The organism is Mycobacterium scrofulaceum, assembly GCF_002086735.1.
Taxonomy (GTDB): domain Bacteria; phylum Actinomycetota; class Actinomycetes; order Mycobacteriales; family Mycobacteriaceae; genus Mycobacterium; species Mycobacterium scrofulaceum.
In genome coordinates, this window is sequence record NZ_MVIJ01000035.1 from 45076 (window position 1) to 59437 (window position 14362).

15 protein-coding genes and 1 tRNA gene are annotated in these 14362 nt (G+C 69.5%); 11 read left to right on the forward strand and 5 right to left on the reverse strand.

Annotated features, from left to right (window positions below; genetic code table 11):
* The first annotated feature begins 9 nt into the window (after window positions 1-9).
* The 9 genes from murC (at window position 10) to BST44_RS20475 (ending at window position 8061) form a co-directional block, all read left to right on the forward strand.
* Window positions 10-1428 carry a UDP-N-acetylmuramate--L-alanine ligase gene (gene murC, locus BST44_RS20435; RefSeq protein WP_208619850.1) on the forward strand — a complete coding sequence of 473 codons (1419 nt, stop codon included), beginning with the start codon at window positions 10-12 and terminating at the stop codon, window positions 1426-1428.
* Complete coding sequence (locus tag BST44_RS20440; RefSeq protein WP_083178917.1) at window positions 1425-2393, forward strand: cell division protein FtsQ/DivIB; 969 nt, start codon at window positions 1425-1427, stop codon at window positions 2391-2393. Before murC ends, BST44_RS20440 begins: the two co-directional genes overlap by 4 nt.
* A 260-nt stretch (window positions 2394-2653) precedes the next feature.
* Complete coding sequence (gene ftsZ, locus BST44_RS20445) at window positions 2654-3808, forward strand: cell division protein FtsZ (protein WP_083178936.1); 1155 nt, start codon at window positions 2654-2656, stop codon at window positions 3806-3808.
* Window positions 3809-3909: 101 nt separating this feature from the next.
* Window positions 3910-4617: a peptidoglycan editing factor PgeF gene (gene pgeF, locus BST44_RS20450; RefSeq protein WP_083178918.1), complete on the forward strand. Its 708-nt coding sequence runs from the start codon at window positions 3910-3912 to the stop codon at window positions 4615-4617.
* A 5-nt stretch (window positions 4618-4622) separates the two neighbouring features.
* Window positions 4623-5411, forward strand: a complete 789-nt coding sequence (locus tag BST44_RS20455; protein ID WP_083178937.1) for a YggS family pyridoxal phosphate-dependent enzyme — start codon at window positions 4623-4625, stop codon at window positions 5409-5411.
* A 62-nt stretch (window positions 5412-5473) separates the two neighbouring features.
* Complete coding sequence (locus tag BST44_RS20460; RefSeq protein ID WP_083178919.1) at window positions 5474-6115, forward strand: cell division protein SepF; 642 nt, start codon at window positions 5474-5476, stop codon at window positions 6113-6115.
* A 156-nt stretch (window positions 6116-6271) separates the two neighbouring features.
* Entirely contained in the window at window positions 6272-6562 is a 291-nt protein-coding gene (locus BST44_RS20465) for a YggT family protein (RefSeq protein ID WP_007170773.1), read from the forward strand.
* 296 nt (window positions 6563-6858) lie between these two features.
* Window positions 6859-7662, forward strand: coding sequence for a DivIVA-like cell division protein Wag31 (wag31, locus tag BST44_RS20470; protein WP_083178920.1), 804 nt, complete (start codon window positions 6859-6861; stop codon window positions 7660-7662).
* A gap of 51 nt (window positions 7663-7713) precedes the next feature.
* Window positions 7714-8061 carry a hypothetical protein gene (locus BST44_RS20475; protein WP_083178921.1) on the forward strand — a complete coding sequence of 116 codons (348 nt, stop codon included), beginning with the start codon at window positions 7714-7716 and terminating at the stop codon, window positions 8059-8061.
* Window positions 8062-8065: 4 nt separating this feature from the next.
* Here BST44_RS20475 and BST44_RS20480 read toward each other — a convergent pair whose 3' ends face one another.
* The 5 genes from BST44_RS20480 to BST44_RS20500 all read right to left on the reverse strand — a co-directional run bounded on the left by BST44_RS20480 (window position 8066) and on the right by BST44_RS20500 (window position 12190).
* On the reverse strand, window positions 8066-8752 hold the full coding sequence (locus BST44_RS20480; protein ID WP_083178922.1) for a phosphoribosyltransferase: 687 nt from the start codon (window positions 8750-8752) through the stop codon (window positions 8066-8068).
* Between the two features lie 37 nt (window positions 8753-8789).
* Window positions 8790-9167, reverse strand: a complete 378-nt coding sequence (locus BST44_RS20485; RefSeq protein ID WP_083178923.1) for an STAS domain-containing protein — start codon at window positions 9165-9167, stop codon at window positions 8790-8792.
* Window positions 9167-10267, reverse strand: a complete 1101-nt coding sequence (locus tag BST44_RS20490; RefSeq protein ID WP_083178924.1) for a cobalamin B12-binding domain-containing protein — start codon at window positions 10265-10267, stop codon at window positions 9167-9169. Before BST44_RS20490 ends, BST44_RS20485 begins: the two co-directional genes overlap by 1 nt.
* Complete coding sequence (locus BST44_RS20495; RefSeq protein ID WP_083178925.1) at window positions 10264-11925, reverse strand: PP2C family protein-serine/threonine phosphatase; 1662 nt, start codon at window positions 11923-11925, stop codon at window positions 10264-10266. Before BST44_RS20495 ends, BST44_RS20490 begins: the two co-directional genes overlap by 4 nt.
* Before the next feature lie 179 nt (window positions 11926-12104).
* Window positions 12105-12190, reverse strand: a tRNA-Leu gene (locus tag BST44_RS20500).
* A gap of 98 nt (window positions 12191-12288) precedes the next feature.
* Here BST44_RS20500 and BST44_RS20505 point away from each other — a divergent pair.
* Together BST44_RS20505 and BST44_RS20510 are read left to right on the forward strand one after the other, a co-directional pair.
* Window positions 12289-13653, forward strand: coding sequence for a M20/M25/M40 family metallo-hydrolase (locus BST44_RS20505; RefSeq protein WP_083178926.1), 1365 nt, complete (start codon window positions 12289-12291; stop codon window positions 13651-13653).
* Between the two features lie 29 nt (window positions 13654-13682).
* Window positions 13683-14213, forward strand: a complete 531-nt coding sequence (locus BST44_RS20510) for a YbhB/YbcL family Raf kinase inhibitor-like protein (RefSeq protein ID WP_083178927.1) — start codon at window positions 13683-13685, stop codon at window positions 14211-14213.
* The last annotated feature ends 149 nt before the right edge of the window (window positions 14214-14362 follow it).

Here is a 14362-nt window from a genome sequence, read left to right on the forward strand (position 1 = left end):
AGGGTGCACATGGTGGGTATCGGGGGAGCTGGCATGTCGGGCATCGCCCGCATCCTGCTGGACCGCGGCGCGCTGGTGTCGGGGTCGGACGCCAAGGAGTCGCGCGGCGTGCACGCGTTGCGGGCCCGCGGCGCGTCGATCCGCATCGGCCACGACGCGTCGTCGCTCGACCTGCTGCCCGGCGGCCCGACCGCGGTGATCACCACCCACGCGGCCATCCCGAAGACCAACCCCGAACTCGTCGAGGCGCGCCGGCGCGGCATCCCGGTGATCCTGCGGCCGGCCGTGCTGGCACGGCTGATGGAGGGGCGCACCACGCTGATGGTCACCGGCACCCACGGCAAGACGACGACGACGTCGATGCTGATCGTGGCGCTGCAGCACTGCGGGCGCGATCCGTCGTTCGCGGTCGGCGGCGAGATGGGCGAGGCCGGAACCAACGCCCATCACGGCAGCGGGGACTGCTTCGTCGCGGAGGCCGACGAGAGCGACGGCTCGCTGCTGGAATACACGCCCAACGTCGCGGTGGTCACCAACATCGAGACCGATCACCTCGACTTCTACGGCAGCGCCGACGCGTACGTCGGGGTATTCGACGCGTTCGTGGAACGGCTCGCGCCTGGGGGAGCGCTGGTGGTGTGCGTCGACGACCCGGGTGCGGCCGCGCTGGCGGAACGCACCGCCGAGCTGGGGATCCGGGTGCTGCGGTACGGGTCCGGGCCGGCTGAGGGCCACGCCGCCACGCTGTTGTCCTGGGAGCAGCAGGGCACCGAGGCGGTCGCGCACATCCAGCTGGCGGGCGAATCGCACCCCCGCGTGATGCGGCTGTCGGTCCCCGGCCGGCACATGGCGCTCAACGCGCTGGGTGCGCTGCTGGCGGCGCTGGAGATCGGCGCCTCGGTCGACGCGGTGCTCGACGGGTTGGCCGGCTTCGAGGGGGTGCGCCGGCGGTTCGAACTGGTGGGCAACGCGGGGTCGGTGCGCGTCTTCGACGACTACGCTCACCATCCCACCGAGATCAGCGCCACGCTGGCGGCGGTCCGCACGGTGCTCGAGCAGAGCGGCGGCGGTCGCAGCCTGGTGGTGTTTCAGCCGCATTTGTATTCGCGGACAAAAGAATTCGCCGAGCAGTTTGGTCGCGCGCTGGACGCCGCGGACGAGGTGTTCGTCCTCGACGTCTACGGCGCGCGCGAGAAACCGCTCGCGGGGGTCAGCGGTGCCAGCGTCGCCGAGCACGTCAGCGTGCCCGTGCGCTACCTGCCCAACTTCTCCGCGGTCGCCGAACAGGTGGCCGCGGTGGCCGGCCCGGGTGACGTCATCGTCACGATGGGAGCGGGCGACGTGACCTTGCTGGCGCCGGAGATCGTGACCGAGTTGCGGATCCGGGACAACCGCAGCGCGCCGGGCAGGCCGGGAGTGTTGCGATGACCCAGCCCAACGACGCGACGCCCACCGACCGCCAGGGCGACCTGGGCGTGCAGGAGCCGGCCGGCGAGGCCGTCACCGAGCCACTCTTCGTCGGGGGGCCCGCGACAGAAACCGCCGAAACTCCCGAAATCCCGGATGGCGCCGACGAATTCGAGGGCCCGCGCCGGCGGGCCCGCCGAGAACGCGCCGAACGCCGCGCCGCGCAGGCGCGTGCGACGGCCATCGAAGAGGCCCGCCGGGAGGCCAAGCGCCGGGTCAGCGGGCGTGCGGTCAACGAGCCGAAACCCGTCGCCCGGGGCGTCGTTCGCGGCCTGAAGATGCTGTTGGTGACGGTGCTCCTGGTCGTCCTGGGCGTCGGGCTCGCGCTGGTCCTCTACTTCACCCCCGCGATGTCGGCGCGCAGCATCGTCGTCGTCGGCACCGGGGTGGTGACCCGGGAAGAGGTGCTGGACGCCGCGCGGGTGCGGCCCGGGACGCCGCTGCTGCAGATCAACACCAACCAGGTGGCCGACCGGGTGGCGGCGATCCGGCGGGTGGCCAGCGCGCGGGTGCAGCGCCAGTATCCGTCGGCGCTGCGCATCACCATCGTCGAACGGGTCCCGGTGGCGGTGAAGGACTTTCCGGACGGCCCGCACCTCTTCGATCGCGATGGCGTCGACTTCGCGACCGGTCCGCCGCCGCCCGCGCTGCCGTACCTCGACGTCGCCAACCCCGGCCCCACCGACCCGGCGACCAAGGCCGCACTTCAGGTATTGACCGCGTTGCGGCCCGAGGTCGCCGGCCAGGTGAGCCGGATCGCGGCCCCCTCGGTGGCCTCGATCACGCTCACGCTGGGCGATGGCCGCGTGGTCATCTGGGGGACGACCGATCGCACCGACGAGAAGGCCGAGAAGCTGGCCGCCCTGCTGACCCAGCCCGGGCGGACCTATGACGTTTCCAGTCCCGACCTGCCCACGGTGAAGTAGCGGCGGTGAAGTAGCGGCGGTGAAGTAGCCCCTCTCCGCGGCCGCCGTGTGACGGCCGCAACAGAAAAAATTTGCGAGCCGCGTGTCGGCGCGCCTGCCGGGTTAGGGCGCGCCATGCCCATACCGTTCTGGTTGCGCGGAACTACTTGACATAACTCTAACTCTATGGTTGAGGTTGAGGGTTTGCCAGGGCGGACCGCGAACGTCCGGGAGGACCCCGTCGCGAAGAACTGAGCCCACCATTGGGAGGAAAACGAATGATGACCCCCCCGCATAACTACCTGGCCGTCATCAAGGTCGTGGGTATCGGTGGCGGCGGTGTCAACGCCGTTAACCGGATGATCGAACAGGGCCTCAAAGGCGTCGAGTTCATCGCGATCAACACCGACGCGCAGGCGCTGTTGATGAGCGATGCCGACGTCAAACTCGACGTCGGCCGCGACTCCACCCGCGGCCTGGGCGCCGGCGCGGACCCGGAGGTCGGCCGCAAGGCCGCCGAGGACGCCAAGGACGAGATCGAGGAGCTGCTGCGCGGCGCGGACATGGTGTTCGTCACCGCAGGTGAGGGCGGCGGCACGGGCACGGGCGGCGCCCCCGTGGTGGCCAGCATCGCCCGCAAGCTGGGCGCGCTGACCGTCGGCGTGGTCACCCGGCCGTTCTCCTTCGAGGGCAAGCGGCGAGGCAATCAGGCAGAAAGCGGCATCGCTTCGCTGCGGGAGAGCTGCGACACGCTCATCGTCATCCCCAACGACCGGCTGCTGCAGATGGGCGACGCCGCGGTGTCGCTGATGGACGCGTTCCGCAGCGCCGACGAGGTGCTGCTCAACGGCGTGCAGGGCATCACCGACCTGATCACCACGCCGGGTTTGATCAACGTCGACTTTGCCGACGTCAAGGGCATCATGTCCGGCGCCGGCACCGCGCTGATGGGCATCGGGTCGGCGCGCGGGGAGGGCCGGTCGCTCAAGGCCGCGGAGATCGCCATCAACTCCCCGCTGCTGGAGGCGTCGATGGAGGGCGCCCAAGGCGTGCTGATGTCGATCGCCGGCGGCAGCGACCTGGGCCTGTTCGAGATCAACGAGGCGGCCTCGCTGGTGCAGGACGCCGCCCACCAGGACGCGAACATCATCTTCGGCACGGTCATCGACGACTCGCTGGGCGACGAGGTGCGCGTCACCGTCATCGCCGCGGGCTTCGACGCGGTCGGCGCCGGCCGCAAGCCGGTCATGGGTGCCACCGCCGGTGAGAAGGCCGGTGGTGCGCACCGGATCGAGTCGGCGAAGTCCGGCAAGCTCAGTTCGACGCTTTTCGAGCCCGTCGACGCCGTCAGCGTGCCGGTTCACACGAATGGCGCCACGCTGAACATCGGCGGCGATGACGACGACGTCGACGTGCCGCCGTTCATGCGCCGCTGAGGGTCTCGATCTGCTTGCCAGTGCGCGACGAACCGGCCACGAAAGACAGGGGAGGGATGGCGCTGCCCGCTGGCCCGCGCCGCACTCCGGATACTGAACAGGTGAGCGTGCGCATCCGGCGGGTGACCACCACCCGCGCGGGCGGTGTTTCGGGCCGACCGTTCGACAGCTTCAACCTGGGCGACCACGTCGGTGACGAGCCGGCGGCGGTGGCCGCCAACCGAAATCGGCTGGCCACCGCGATCGGTCTCGGCCCGGACCGGGTGGTGTGGATGAACCAGGTGCACGGTCAGCGGGTCGAGGTCGTCGACGGGCCCCGCGGGGGCGCGGTCGATCAGACCGATGCGCTGGTGACGACCACCCCGCGACTGGCGTTGGCGGTGGTGACCGCGGACTGCGTGCCGGTGCTGCTCGCCGACGCCCGCGCCGGCGTCGCGGGGGCGGCGCACGCCGGTCGCGTCGGCGCCCAGCTCGGGGTGGTGGCCCGCACTGTGGAGGCGATGCTGGCGCTGGGCGCGCACGTCGAAGACATCTCGGCCCTGCTGGGGCCGGCGGTCAGCGGGCGCAACTACGAGGTCCCCGCGGCCATGGCCGACGAGGTGGAGGCCGCGCTGCCCGGCAGCCGCACCACGACGGCCGCCGGCACCCCCGGCCTGGATCTACGTGCCGGGATCGCTTGTCAATTAAAGGGTTTGGGTATCGCGGCCATCGACGTCGACCCCCGGTGCACGGTCGCCGACCAGGCGTTGTTCAGCCACCGCCGGGACGCGCCGACCGGACGGCTCGCCTCGCTGGTGTGGATGGAGTGACCGCGATGGCGGACAGGACGGCGGGCGCAGCGGCTCACAGCGACCGCGAAACGGAATTGACGCACGCATTGGCGGCCGTGCGCTCACGCTTGGCGGCGGCCGCGGAAGCGGCGGGTCGGAATGTGGGTGAAATCGAACTCCTGCCGATTACCAAATTCTTTCCAGCAACCGATGTCGTGACTTTGTCGCGATTGGGTTGCCGGGCCGTCGGCGAATCGCGGGATCAGGAGGCGTCGGCAAAAGTGAGCGAAGTCACCAAACTGTTGGCGGCCTCCTCGCGGTCGGATGCACCGGCCTTGCGCTGGCACATGGTGGGCCACATTCAGCGGAACAAGGCCCGCTCGGTTGCCCGCTGGGCGCACACCGCCCATTCGGTCGACAGCGCGCAGCTCGTCAGCGCCCTCGACAAGGGGGTGTCGGCGGCCATCGCGGAGGGCCGCCGCGCCGATCCCATGCGGGTCTACGTCCAGATCAGCCTCGACGGCGACGCGTCCCGGGGCGGGGTCGACATCTCGGCGCCGGGGGCGGTCGACCAGCTGTGCGCCCGAGCCGACGAGGCAAAACACCTGGAACTGGCGGGGTTGATGGCCATCCCGCCGCTGGGCTCGGATCCGGACGCGGCCTTCGGGCGGCTGCGAACGGAGCACCTGCGGGTGCTGCAATCCCACCCGAACGCGGTCGGCCTGTCCGCGGGCATGTCCGACGATTTCGAAATTGCCGTCAAACACGGTTCGACATGTGTGCGTGTCGGTACCGCGCTATTGGGCCCGCGGCCGCTACCGTCACCGTATTGAGTCACTGTAGTCACATCTTCATCACTGACACCAAGCATCAGGGGCTAGAAGGGGTCAACGCAATGAGCACACTGCACAAAGTCAAGGCGTATTTCGGTATGGCCCCGATGGACGACTACGACGACGAGTATTACGACGACCACGCACCCTCGCGCGGCTTCCCGCGCCCGCGTTTCGACGACGGGTACGGCCGCTACGAGGGCCGCGACTATGACGACCCGCGCGAGCCCGCGGACTACCCACCGCCCGGCGGCTACCGCGGCGGCTACGGCGACGAGTCACGCTACGGCGCGGTCCATCCCCGCGAGTTCGAGCGGCCCGACATGGCCCGGCCCCGCTTCGGTTCGTGGCTGCGCAACTCCACCCGCGGCGCGCTGGCGATGGACCCGCGCCGGATGGCGATGATGTTCGAGGAGGGTCACCCGCTCTCGAAGATCACCACGCTGCGGCCGAAGGACTACAGCGAGGCCCGCACCATCGGCGAGCGGTTCCGCGACGGCACCCCGGTCATCATGGACCTGGTGTCGATGGACAACGCCGACGCCAAGCGGCTCGTCGACTTCGCGGCCGGGTTGGCCTTCGCGCTGCGGGGCTCCTTCGACAAGGTGGCGACCAAGGTGTTCCTGCTCTCGCCCGCCGACGTCGACGTGTCCCCCGAGGAGCGCCGCCGGATCGCCGAAACCGGCTTCTACGCTTACCAATAACCCGGTTCGGCGGCCCCGGTTCGCCGACCCTGTCTGGCTGGCTGTCGTTCGCCGGGCCGGCTGAAATGTGGATCGACGCTCGGAGTCGGTACGCTGGCAGGCGCCGCGCATGCCCGCGGCGCTTGACATCTCATCGGTAAGGTCGGGGCTCTTCAGTTGGTGCTGTTCTTTCAGATCCTTGGGTTTGCGCTGTTCATCTTCTGGCTGCTGCTCATCGCCCGAGTCGTCGTCGAGTTCATTCGCTCGTTCAGCCGTGACTGGCATCCCACCGGCATCACCGTGGTGATCCTGGAGATCATCATGTCGATCACCGATCCGCCGGTGAAGCTGCTGCGCCGGCTGATCCCGCAACTCACCATCGGCGCGGTCCGTTTCGACCTGTCCATCATGGTGTTGCTGCTCGTCGCGTTTATCGGCATGCAGCTGGCCTTCGGCGCCGCGGCGTAGGCCGGGTTGGGGCCCGCGGCGCGCCGGCTTCCGGCCCGAAATCCAGCCCGGAAACCAGCCCCGGAACCAGCCCGGAGACGGTTCGGCCACGTTTTAGCGTCGGTTTGGTTCCTGCGATTTGAAATTTCTAAGGATTCGGATTTTATTGCCCTGAGTGTTTGAAATTGGTTCTTATTTATTGGCCTAAACAGCAACGGTCGCGCCTGGTGTGACAGGATGGACGGCAGTTGCACGACGGCTACCACTGCGTTCTACACTTTCCAGAACGTTAGACAGGAACTTGAGGGGACGAAACAATGCCGCTTACACCAGCCGACGTCCACAATGTGGCGTTCAGTAAGCCACCGATCGGCAAGCGGGGCTACAACGAAGATGAGGTCGACGCCTTCCTCGATCTGGTCGAGGCCGAGCTGACGCGGCTCATCGAAGAGAACAGCGATCTGCGCCAGCGGATCGAGGAGCTGGACCAGGAGCTGGCCTCCGGCGGTGGCGCCGGCGCCAGTTCCGCCGCCGCGGCTGCGCCCACCCAGGCGATCCCCGTCCCCGAGCCGGAGCCGGCGCCGAAGGCCGCACCGGCGGCCGCCGCCGCACCTGCCGCCAGCAACGAGGAGCAGGCCATGAAGGCCGCCCGCGTGCTGAGCCTGGCCCAGGACACCGCGGACCGGCTGACCAGCACCGCCAAGGCGGAATCGGACAAGATGCTGGCCGACGCCCGCGCCAACGCCGACCAAATCCTCACCGAGGCCCGCCAGACCGCCGAGACCACGGTCGCCGACGCTCGGCAGCGCGCCGACGCGATGCTCGCGGACGCGCAAACCCGCTCCGAGACGCAGCTGCGCCAGGCGCAGGAGAAGGCCGACGCCCTGCAGGCCGATGCCGAACGCAAGCACTCCGAGATCATGGGCACGATCAACCAGCAGCGCACCGTCCTGGAAGGCCGCCTCGAGCAGCTGCGCACCTTCGAACGCGAATACCGGACCCGGCTCAAGACCTACCTCGAGTCGCAGCTCGAAGAGCTCGGTCAGCGCGGATCGGCGGCGCCCGTCGACTCCAGCGCCGACGCCGGCGGGTTCGATCAATTCAACCGGGGTAACAACTAACCTCTCAGGCGGACCTGCACGCTGTCCCGCTCGTCGCTTGGAGGATGACCGATGCTGATCATTGCGCTGGTACTGGCCCTGGTCGGGCTCGTCGCGTTGGTGTTCGCCGTGGTAACCAGCAATGAGTTGGTGGCCTGGGTCTGCATCGGCGCCAGCGTGCTCGGTGTGGTGCTGTTGATCGTCGACGCGCTGCAGGAGCGGCAGCGACGTGACGCGGCCGGCGCTGACCCGGAGCACGTGGACGAGGCGCCCGCGGCGGAAGAGACCGTCGACTACCCCGAGGAAGCCCCGCACGAGGGCGTCCATGAATCAGGCGTCCATGAATCAGGCGTCCATGAATCGTCGGAGGAACAACCGGCGGTGCCGGCGGAGGGCCGCGGCGACGAGACCGCCAAGTAACAGCTCAGCGGGTGGGCGTGGCGAGCGTCTCGCGCACCTCGTCGTCGTTGACCTGGTGAAAATCCGCGTACACCTGCCCGACGGCTTCGAAACCCGGCGGCGTCGTCACGCACACCACGTCGTCGGCCTCGAGCGCGAGCTCATGGCAGGTCGACGGCGGACCCACCGGGACGGCGACCACGATTGACTTGGGGGCCGCGCCGGGCCTGCCCCCGCGCAGCGCCCGGACGGCGGCCAGCATGCTGGCGCCGGTGGCGATCCCGTCGTCGACCAGGACGACCACCTTGCCCGCCGGGTCGGTCAGCGGGCGGCCGCCCCGATACGCGTCTTCGCGCCGAGCGAGTTCGACGGCCTCGCTGTCGATCACCTCGCGGACCTGCTCGTCGGCGATGCCCAGACTGGCCACCACGTCGTCGTTCATCACCACACCACCGCCGCTGGCCAAAGCGCCCATGGCGAGTTCCGACCAGCGCGGCACCCCGAGCTTGCGGACGAGAAACACATCGAGGGGCGCGCGCAGCGCCGCGGCGACCTCCCAGGCCACCGGCACGCCGCCGCGCGCCAGCCCGAACACCAGCACGTCGTCCCGGTCCCGGTAGGGCATCAGCCGCTCCGCCAGCGCGCGGCCGGCATCACGACGGTCGCGGAACGTACGCGTCGCAGTGTGGGGAAGGAATTTGTTGGGTGCCATCGGTCGCCACCCAGCCTACGGGCCGGCGCAGCGTCGGTCAGCGCACTCGGGTTTCTCCCGGAGCCTTCCGGCCCCGGTGGTCGGAGCCCGCCGTTCCCCCGTCGGACGCGACGAGGTGCTCGAACGTTCCGGTGACGTCGAGGATGCGATCCAGGAATCGCGGTCGGTTGTCCAGGTGCAGCTGCGCGCCCGCCTGATGGCTCCGGCGATGGACGAGGAGCAGCCCGGACAGGCCGGCGGAATCACAGAATTCCAGGTCGCCGAGGTCGAGGTGCAGGTGCGCGGGGGCCGGCCGTTGGCCGAGTAGCCGACCGGCGGCTTCGACCATGGCGTCCACGGTCTCGTAGACCAGGTCACCGCAAACCTGCAGGCGGACCGTCCGCCCGGTGCTGGCGACGTTCAATGAGAGGTTCATTAGGACGCTCCTGGGCCGGTGACAGCGGTGAGGGCGTCCTTTGCTGTCTGCAGTAGACGCTGGCTGCGGGGAAAGTCGTTGAGTTGGACCGCCAGCAAATCCAGCGCCGGGTGCAGCGACGCCGCGGGGACGACGCGGGCGGCGAGGATCTCTGCGGTCCAGGTCACGAAGTCGGCGAACAACGCGTCGTCGTCGGTGTAGAGGCTCACGGTGAGGAAGTCGACGATGTGGGCGACGTCCTCGACGGTGCGCTGATGCTGCTCCGCGGAGTAGACGCGCATGGCGGGAAAGCGATCCTCCAGGTCGGTGACGGTGGACTTGACGAGCTGTGCCGCGCTTCGGCTCACCATGGTGTATTCCTGGTCGGCCAGGTGCGGCAGGTCATCGACGGGCTGCCGGTTGGGAACACGTCGTACGGCGGGGAATCCGCGGCGCAGGCGGTCCTCGGCGGTCCGGGCGTCGGGCGCCCACGCGTCGGTGCCCAGCTGGCGGGCGAAGCGGCCGTCGCGCCCGAAGGCGGCGCCGCCGGCCAGCACGGGGAACCCGGCGGTCTGGCACGCGACGATCGCGGCGTGGGCGTTGGGCAACCGGGTGGGGATCGAGCAGGAAAGCGCCACCACGTCGGGGCCGTGCTGGTGCAGGTGCGCGATCAGATGCGGGGTCGGGACCTGCGCGCCGAGGAAGTCGACCTGCCAGCCGCGCAGCCGCAGCACCTCGGCCAGCAGCCGGGCGGGCAAAGCGTGCCACTCGCCGTCGACGCAGGCCAGGGTGACCCGGCCGCCGTGGGCCGAGACTTTGCTGGCGGGGTGATGAGCAAGCGCCGCGATGACGCGGTCGTTGATGGCCGTCGCCGCGTGTTCCTGCGCGACACTGATGCGGTTGGCGGCCCACTCGGCGCCTACCTTGTGCTGGATGGGGGCGATCACCTCGAGCAGCACGTCCTCGGGCGTCATCCCCGCGTCCAGCGCGGCGAACACGGTGGCAGCCGCCGCGTACTCGTCGCGGTCGGCGAGGGCGCCCCACAGCCGCTCACGGACCAGCAGTTCGTCGGCGGCCCCGGTGTCGGGGGACGCGGTCGTATCGGTGTCGTAGGACGTCATGCGACGTACCTGCCCCGGGTGTGGCCGTCGACTGCGCTCAGGTGGGTCCGCTGCGGGGCGGTGATGGCCACGACGGCGATGTCGTCGTGCACGCGCTGCCCCACCCACTCCGAGGCCAGCATCAGGACGCGTTCGACGACCGCCTCGGCCGGCATGCCGGCGCATCCGGTCAACGCGGCCGCGAGGCGCTGCTCACCGAAGAAGTCGTTGCCAAGCGGGCCGCCGCGGGCCTCGGTGATGCCGTCGGTGTACAGCACGCACGTTTCGCCCGGGGCGAGGTGGGTCTCGAACGATTGCACGGTGATGCGCTCCAGGGCGCCGACCAGCGTGCCCTTGGTGTCGGCTTCTTCCACCCGCCCGTCGTCGCGCACGATCAACGGCGGTGGGTGCCCGGCGCAGGTCAACCGGAGCGCCACCTGCCCGTCCCGGCAGGCGACCGAGGCCAGCACCAGCGTGGCGAACCTGGTGTGGTCCGAGGACAGCATGGCGCGATTGAGCAGGGTGAGCACGCCCTCGTGGTCCTCGGCCAGCGGCGTCAGCGCCTGCAGCGTGTTGCGGATCTTGCCGGTCATCACGGCGGCGTCCAGTCCCTTGCCGCACACGTCGCCCAGCACCACCAGGGTTTCGTCCTCGGGACGCACCGCCGGGTGGAAGTCGTAGAAGTCGCCGCCGACCACCTCGTAATCCTTGGAGGCCCGGTAGCCGCCGGCGAACTCGATGCCGTGCAATCCGTGCAGCGGCGGCGGCAGCAGGTCACGCATCAGCGTGCGGGTGATGGCGGCCTGCTCGGCGTAGAGGCGCGCGGCGGACAGCGCCGCCCCGGCCCGCGCGGCGAACAGGCCGGCGAACATCTCTTCGTCGGCGCTGTACACCGGCCGACCGGTGCGCCGCAGCAACACCAACGCCCCCGCCGAAAGGCCGTGCCCCGGCAGCGTCAAGATCATCACGGACCCGACCGGACCCGGGAAATGTTGTGGGACAAGCCAATCTGGCACGCTTGCGGGATCGATCCAACCGGAGGAAACGGGCGGGAACCCGTGCAGGGCCTCGCTCAAACCCGCCACAACCGCGGGGTCGGCGTCGACACTGCACTGCTCCACCGGCCCTGTCACGTCGCTGTAGAAGACCGGCAGCCGCCGGCCGCGGCCCGCCGGGGCTACCAACACCGCCGCGTCCGCCAGGTGGCGGGCGGCCATCTGCACCGTCGCTTCCCGGCAGCGATCGACGTTCAGCGACGCGGTCAGAACGGAGGACGCCTCGAGCAGGATCGCCGTGCGCTCCTGCTCCCGCGCCAGCGCTTCCTGCGCCTCGCGTAACAACTGGCCGGTGTCCTCGACCAGCGACCACGCCACCTCGCCGCTGGGCAGGACCGCGGCGTGCGCGTCGAATTTGCGGCTGCCCACACTGCCCGAGACGACCGACGCGTCCCGGTCGACGGCGCCGGGGGGAAATTCGACGAGATGATGGTGTGCGCTGGAAAGCCAGTCGACCGACTCGTCGATCCTGCCGCCCTGCACCGCGCCCGGCAGCAGGGATTCGGCCGACCCGCTCAGCGCCTGCACGATTCCCTCGCGATCGATGACCAGGGTGGGGCAGGGCACGGCCGCCCACAAAGCGTCCAGGTCGATCTCGACGCCTAGGTGGGCACCCTCATGCATGCAGTTGACCTGTCAACGCGGGGAATTCGATTTGGCTGATGTCATGCCGACTCTACGCGTACTTGATTGCGACAGAGGTTGGTTCGCGCCGGCCAAGCATCGAACGTGCAGCGGAGGAGCCATTTCTCGACCCCTGTGCGGGGAGTTCTGCGGGCCGTCCCACCGACCTGCACCACGCGTGTCCGAGGGGGGACTTGAACCCCCACGCCCATTAGTAGGGCACTAGCACCTCAAGCTAGCGCGTCTGCCATTCCGCCACTCGGACAGGACCAACCGCATGGGTTGGCAGCTAAGGCTATCGGATTGTCTCACGCGCGCCCAATCCAGCCGGGCCGCTCAGCGCCGAGCCCGGCGGCCTCGGCAATGGTAGGAAAGGTGGTTGTGACCGCGCGCACCGAGAACCCGAACGACCCGAGTGACGATGTGGTCGAGGTCGTCAGCCGGCTGATCCGATTCGACACCACCAACACCGGCGAACCGGAGACGACTCGCGGCGAGGCCGAGTGCGCGCAGTGGGTCGCCGAGCAGCTCGCCCAGGTGGGCTACCTGCCCCAATATGTCGAGTCGGGGGCGCCGGGCCGCGGGAATGTGATCGCCCGCCTTGCGGGCGCGGACAGCTCGCGCGGCGCACTGCTGATCCACGGGCATCTCGACGTGGTGCCGGCCGAGCCGGCCGAGTGGAGCGTGCACCCGTTCTCCGGCGCGGTCAAAGACGGTTTCGTCTGGGGCCGCGGCGCCGTGGACATGAAGGACATGGTCGGGATGATGATCGTGGTCGCGCGGCAGCTGAAGCGGGCCGGGATCGTGCCGCCGCGCGATCTGGTGTTCGCCTTCCTCGCCGACGAGGAGCACGGCGGCAGCTATGGGGCACAATGGCTGGTCGACAACCGGCCCGACCTGTTCGAGGGCGTCACCGAGGCGATCGGCGAGGTGGGCGGCTTCTCGTTGACCGTGCCGCGCCGTGACGGGGGCGAGCGTCGGCTCTATCTGATCGAAACGGCCGAGAAGGGCCTGTCGTGGATGCGGCTGACCGCCCGTGGCCCGGCCGGACACGGATCCATGGTGCACGACCAGAACGCCGTCACCGCCGTCGCCGCGGCCGTCGCGCGGCTGGGCCGGCACCAGTTTCCGCTCGTGCTGACCGACACCGTCGCCCAGTTCCTGGCGGCCGTCGGTGAGGAGACCGGGCTGACGTTCGACGTCGAGTCGGACGACCTGGCGGGAGCGGTCGAAAAGCTCGGCCCGATGGCCCGGATGCTCAAGGCCGTGCTGCACGACACCGCGAACCCGACGATGCTCAAGGCCGGATATAAGGCGAACGTCGTCCCGGCCGTCGCCGAAGCGGTGGTCGACTGCCGCATCCTTCCGGGCCGCAAGGCGGCGTTCGAGGCCGAGGTCGACGAGCTGCTCGGCCCGGACGTGACCCGCGAATGGATCAAGGACTTCTCGTCGTACGAGACGAGCTTCGACGGTGACCTGGTGGACGCCATGAACGCCGCCGTGCTGGCCCTCGACCCGGACGCTCGGACGGTGCCCTACATGCTTTCCGGCGGAACCGACGCAAAATCGTTCGCGCGCTTGGGTATTCGTTGTTTCGGTTTCAGCCCGCTGCGGTTGCCGCCCGACCTTGATTTCACCGCGTTGTTCCACGGCGTCGACGAGCGGGTACCCGTGGACGCGCTGAGGTTCGGCACCGATGTGCTGGCCCACTTCCTGACACACTGCTGAAGACACGACACGGAACGAGAGGATCGCCCATGAGCACCGCGCCCGACCCGTACGCCGCGCTGCCGAAGCTGCCGACGTTCACCCTGACGTCCGACTCGATCACCGACGGCCAGCCGCTTGCCATGCCCCAGGTCAGCGGGATCATGGGCGCCGGCGGCGAAGACGTCAGCCCGCAGTTGAGCTGGTCGGGATTCCCGGGGGAGACCCGCAGCTTCGCCGTCACCGTCTACGACCCCGACGCGCCGACGGCCTCCGGGTTTTGGCACTGGGCGGTGGCCAACCTGCCGGCCGATGTCACCGAGCTGCCCGCCGGTGCGGGCGACGGAAGCAACCTGCCCGGCGACGCGCTGACGCTGGTCAACGACGCCGGGATGCGGCGCTACATCGGGGCGGCGCCGCCGCCGGGGCACGGGCCGCACCGCTACTACGTCGCGGTGCACGCCGTCGACGTCGACAAGCTCGACCTCGGCGAGGACGCCAGCCCCGCCTACCTCGGCTTCAACCTGTTCCAACACGCGATCGCGCGCGCCGTCATCCACGGCATCTACGAACAGAAGTAGGCAGCGGGCTCGGGCCCGAGATCACTTGCGCCACTTTCGTCCCGGTGTTTCCGCCGCGGCAAGATTTGTCGGCCTGTTGCCTCACGTCAAGATGCGCGCGAAGGCGGATTCGTTGCCTCACGTAAACGTGCGCGCTTGTTGACTTGAGC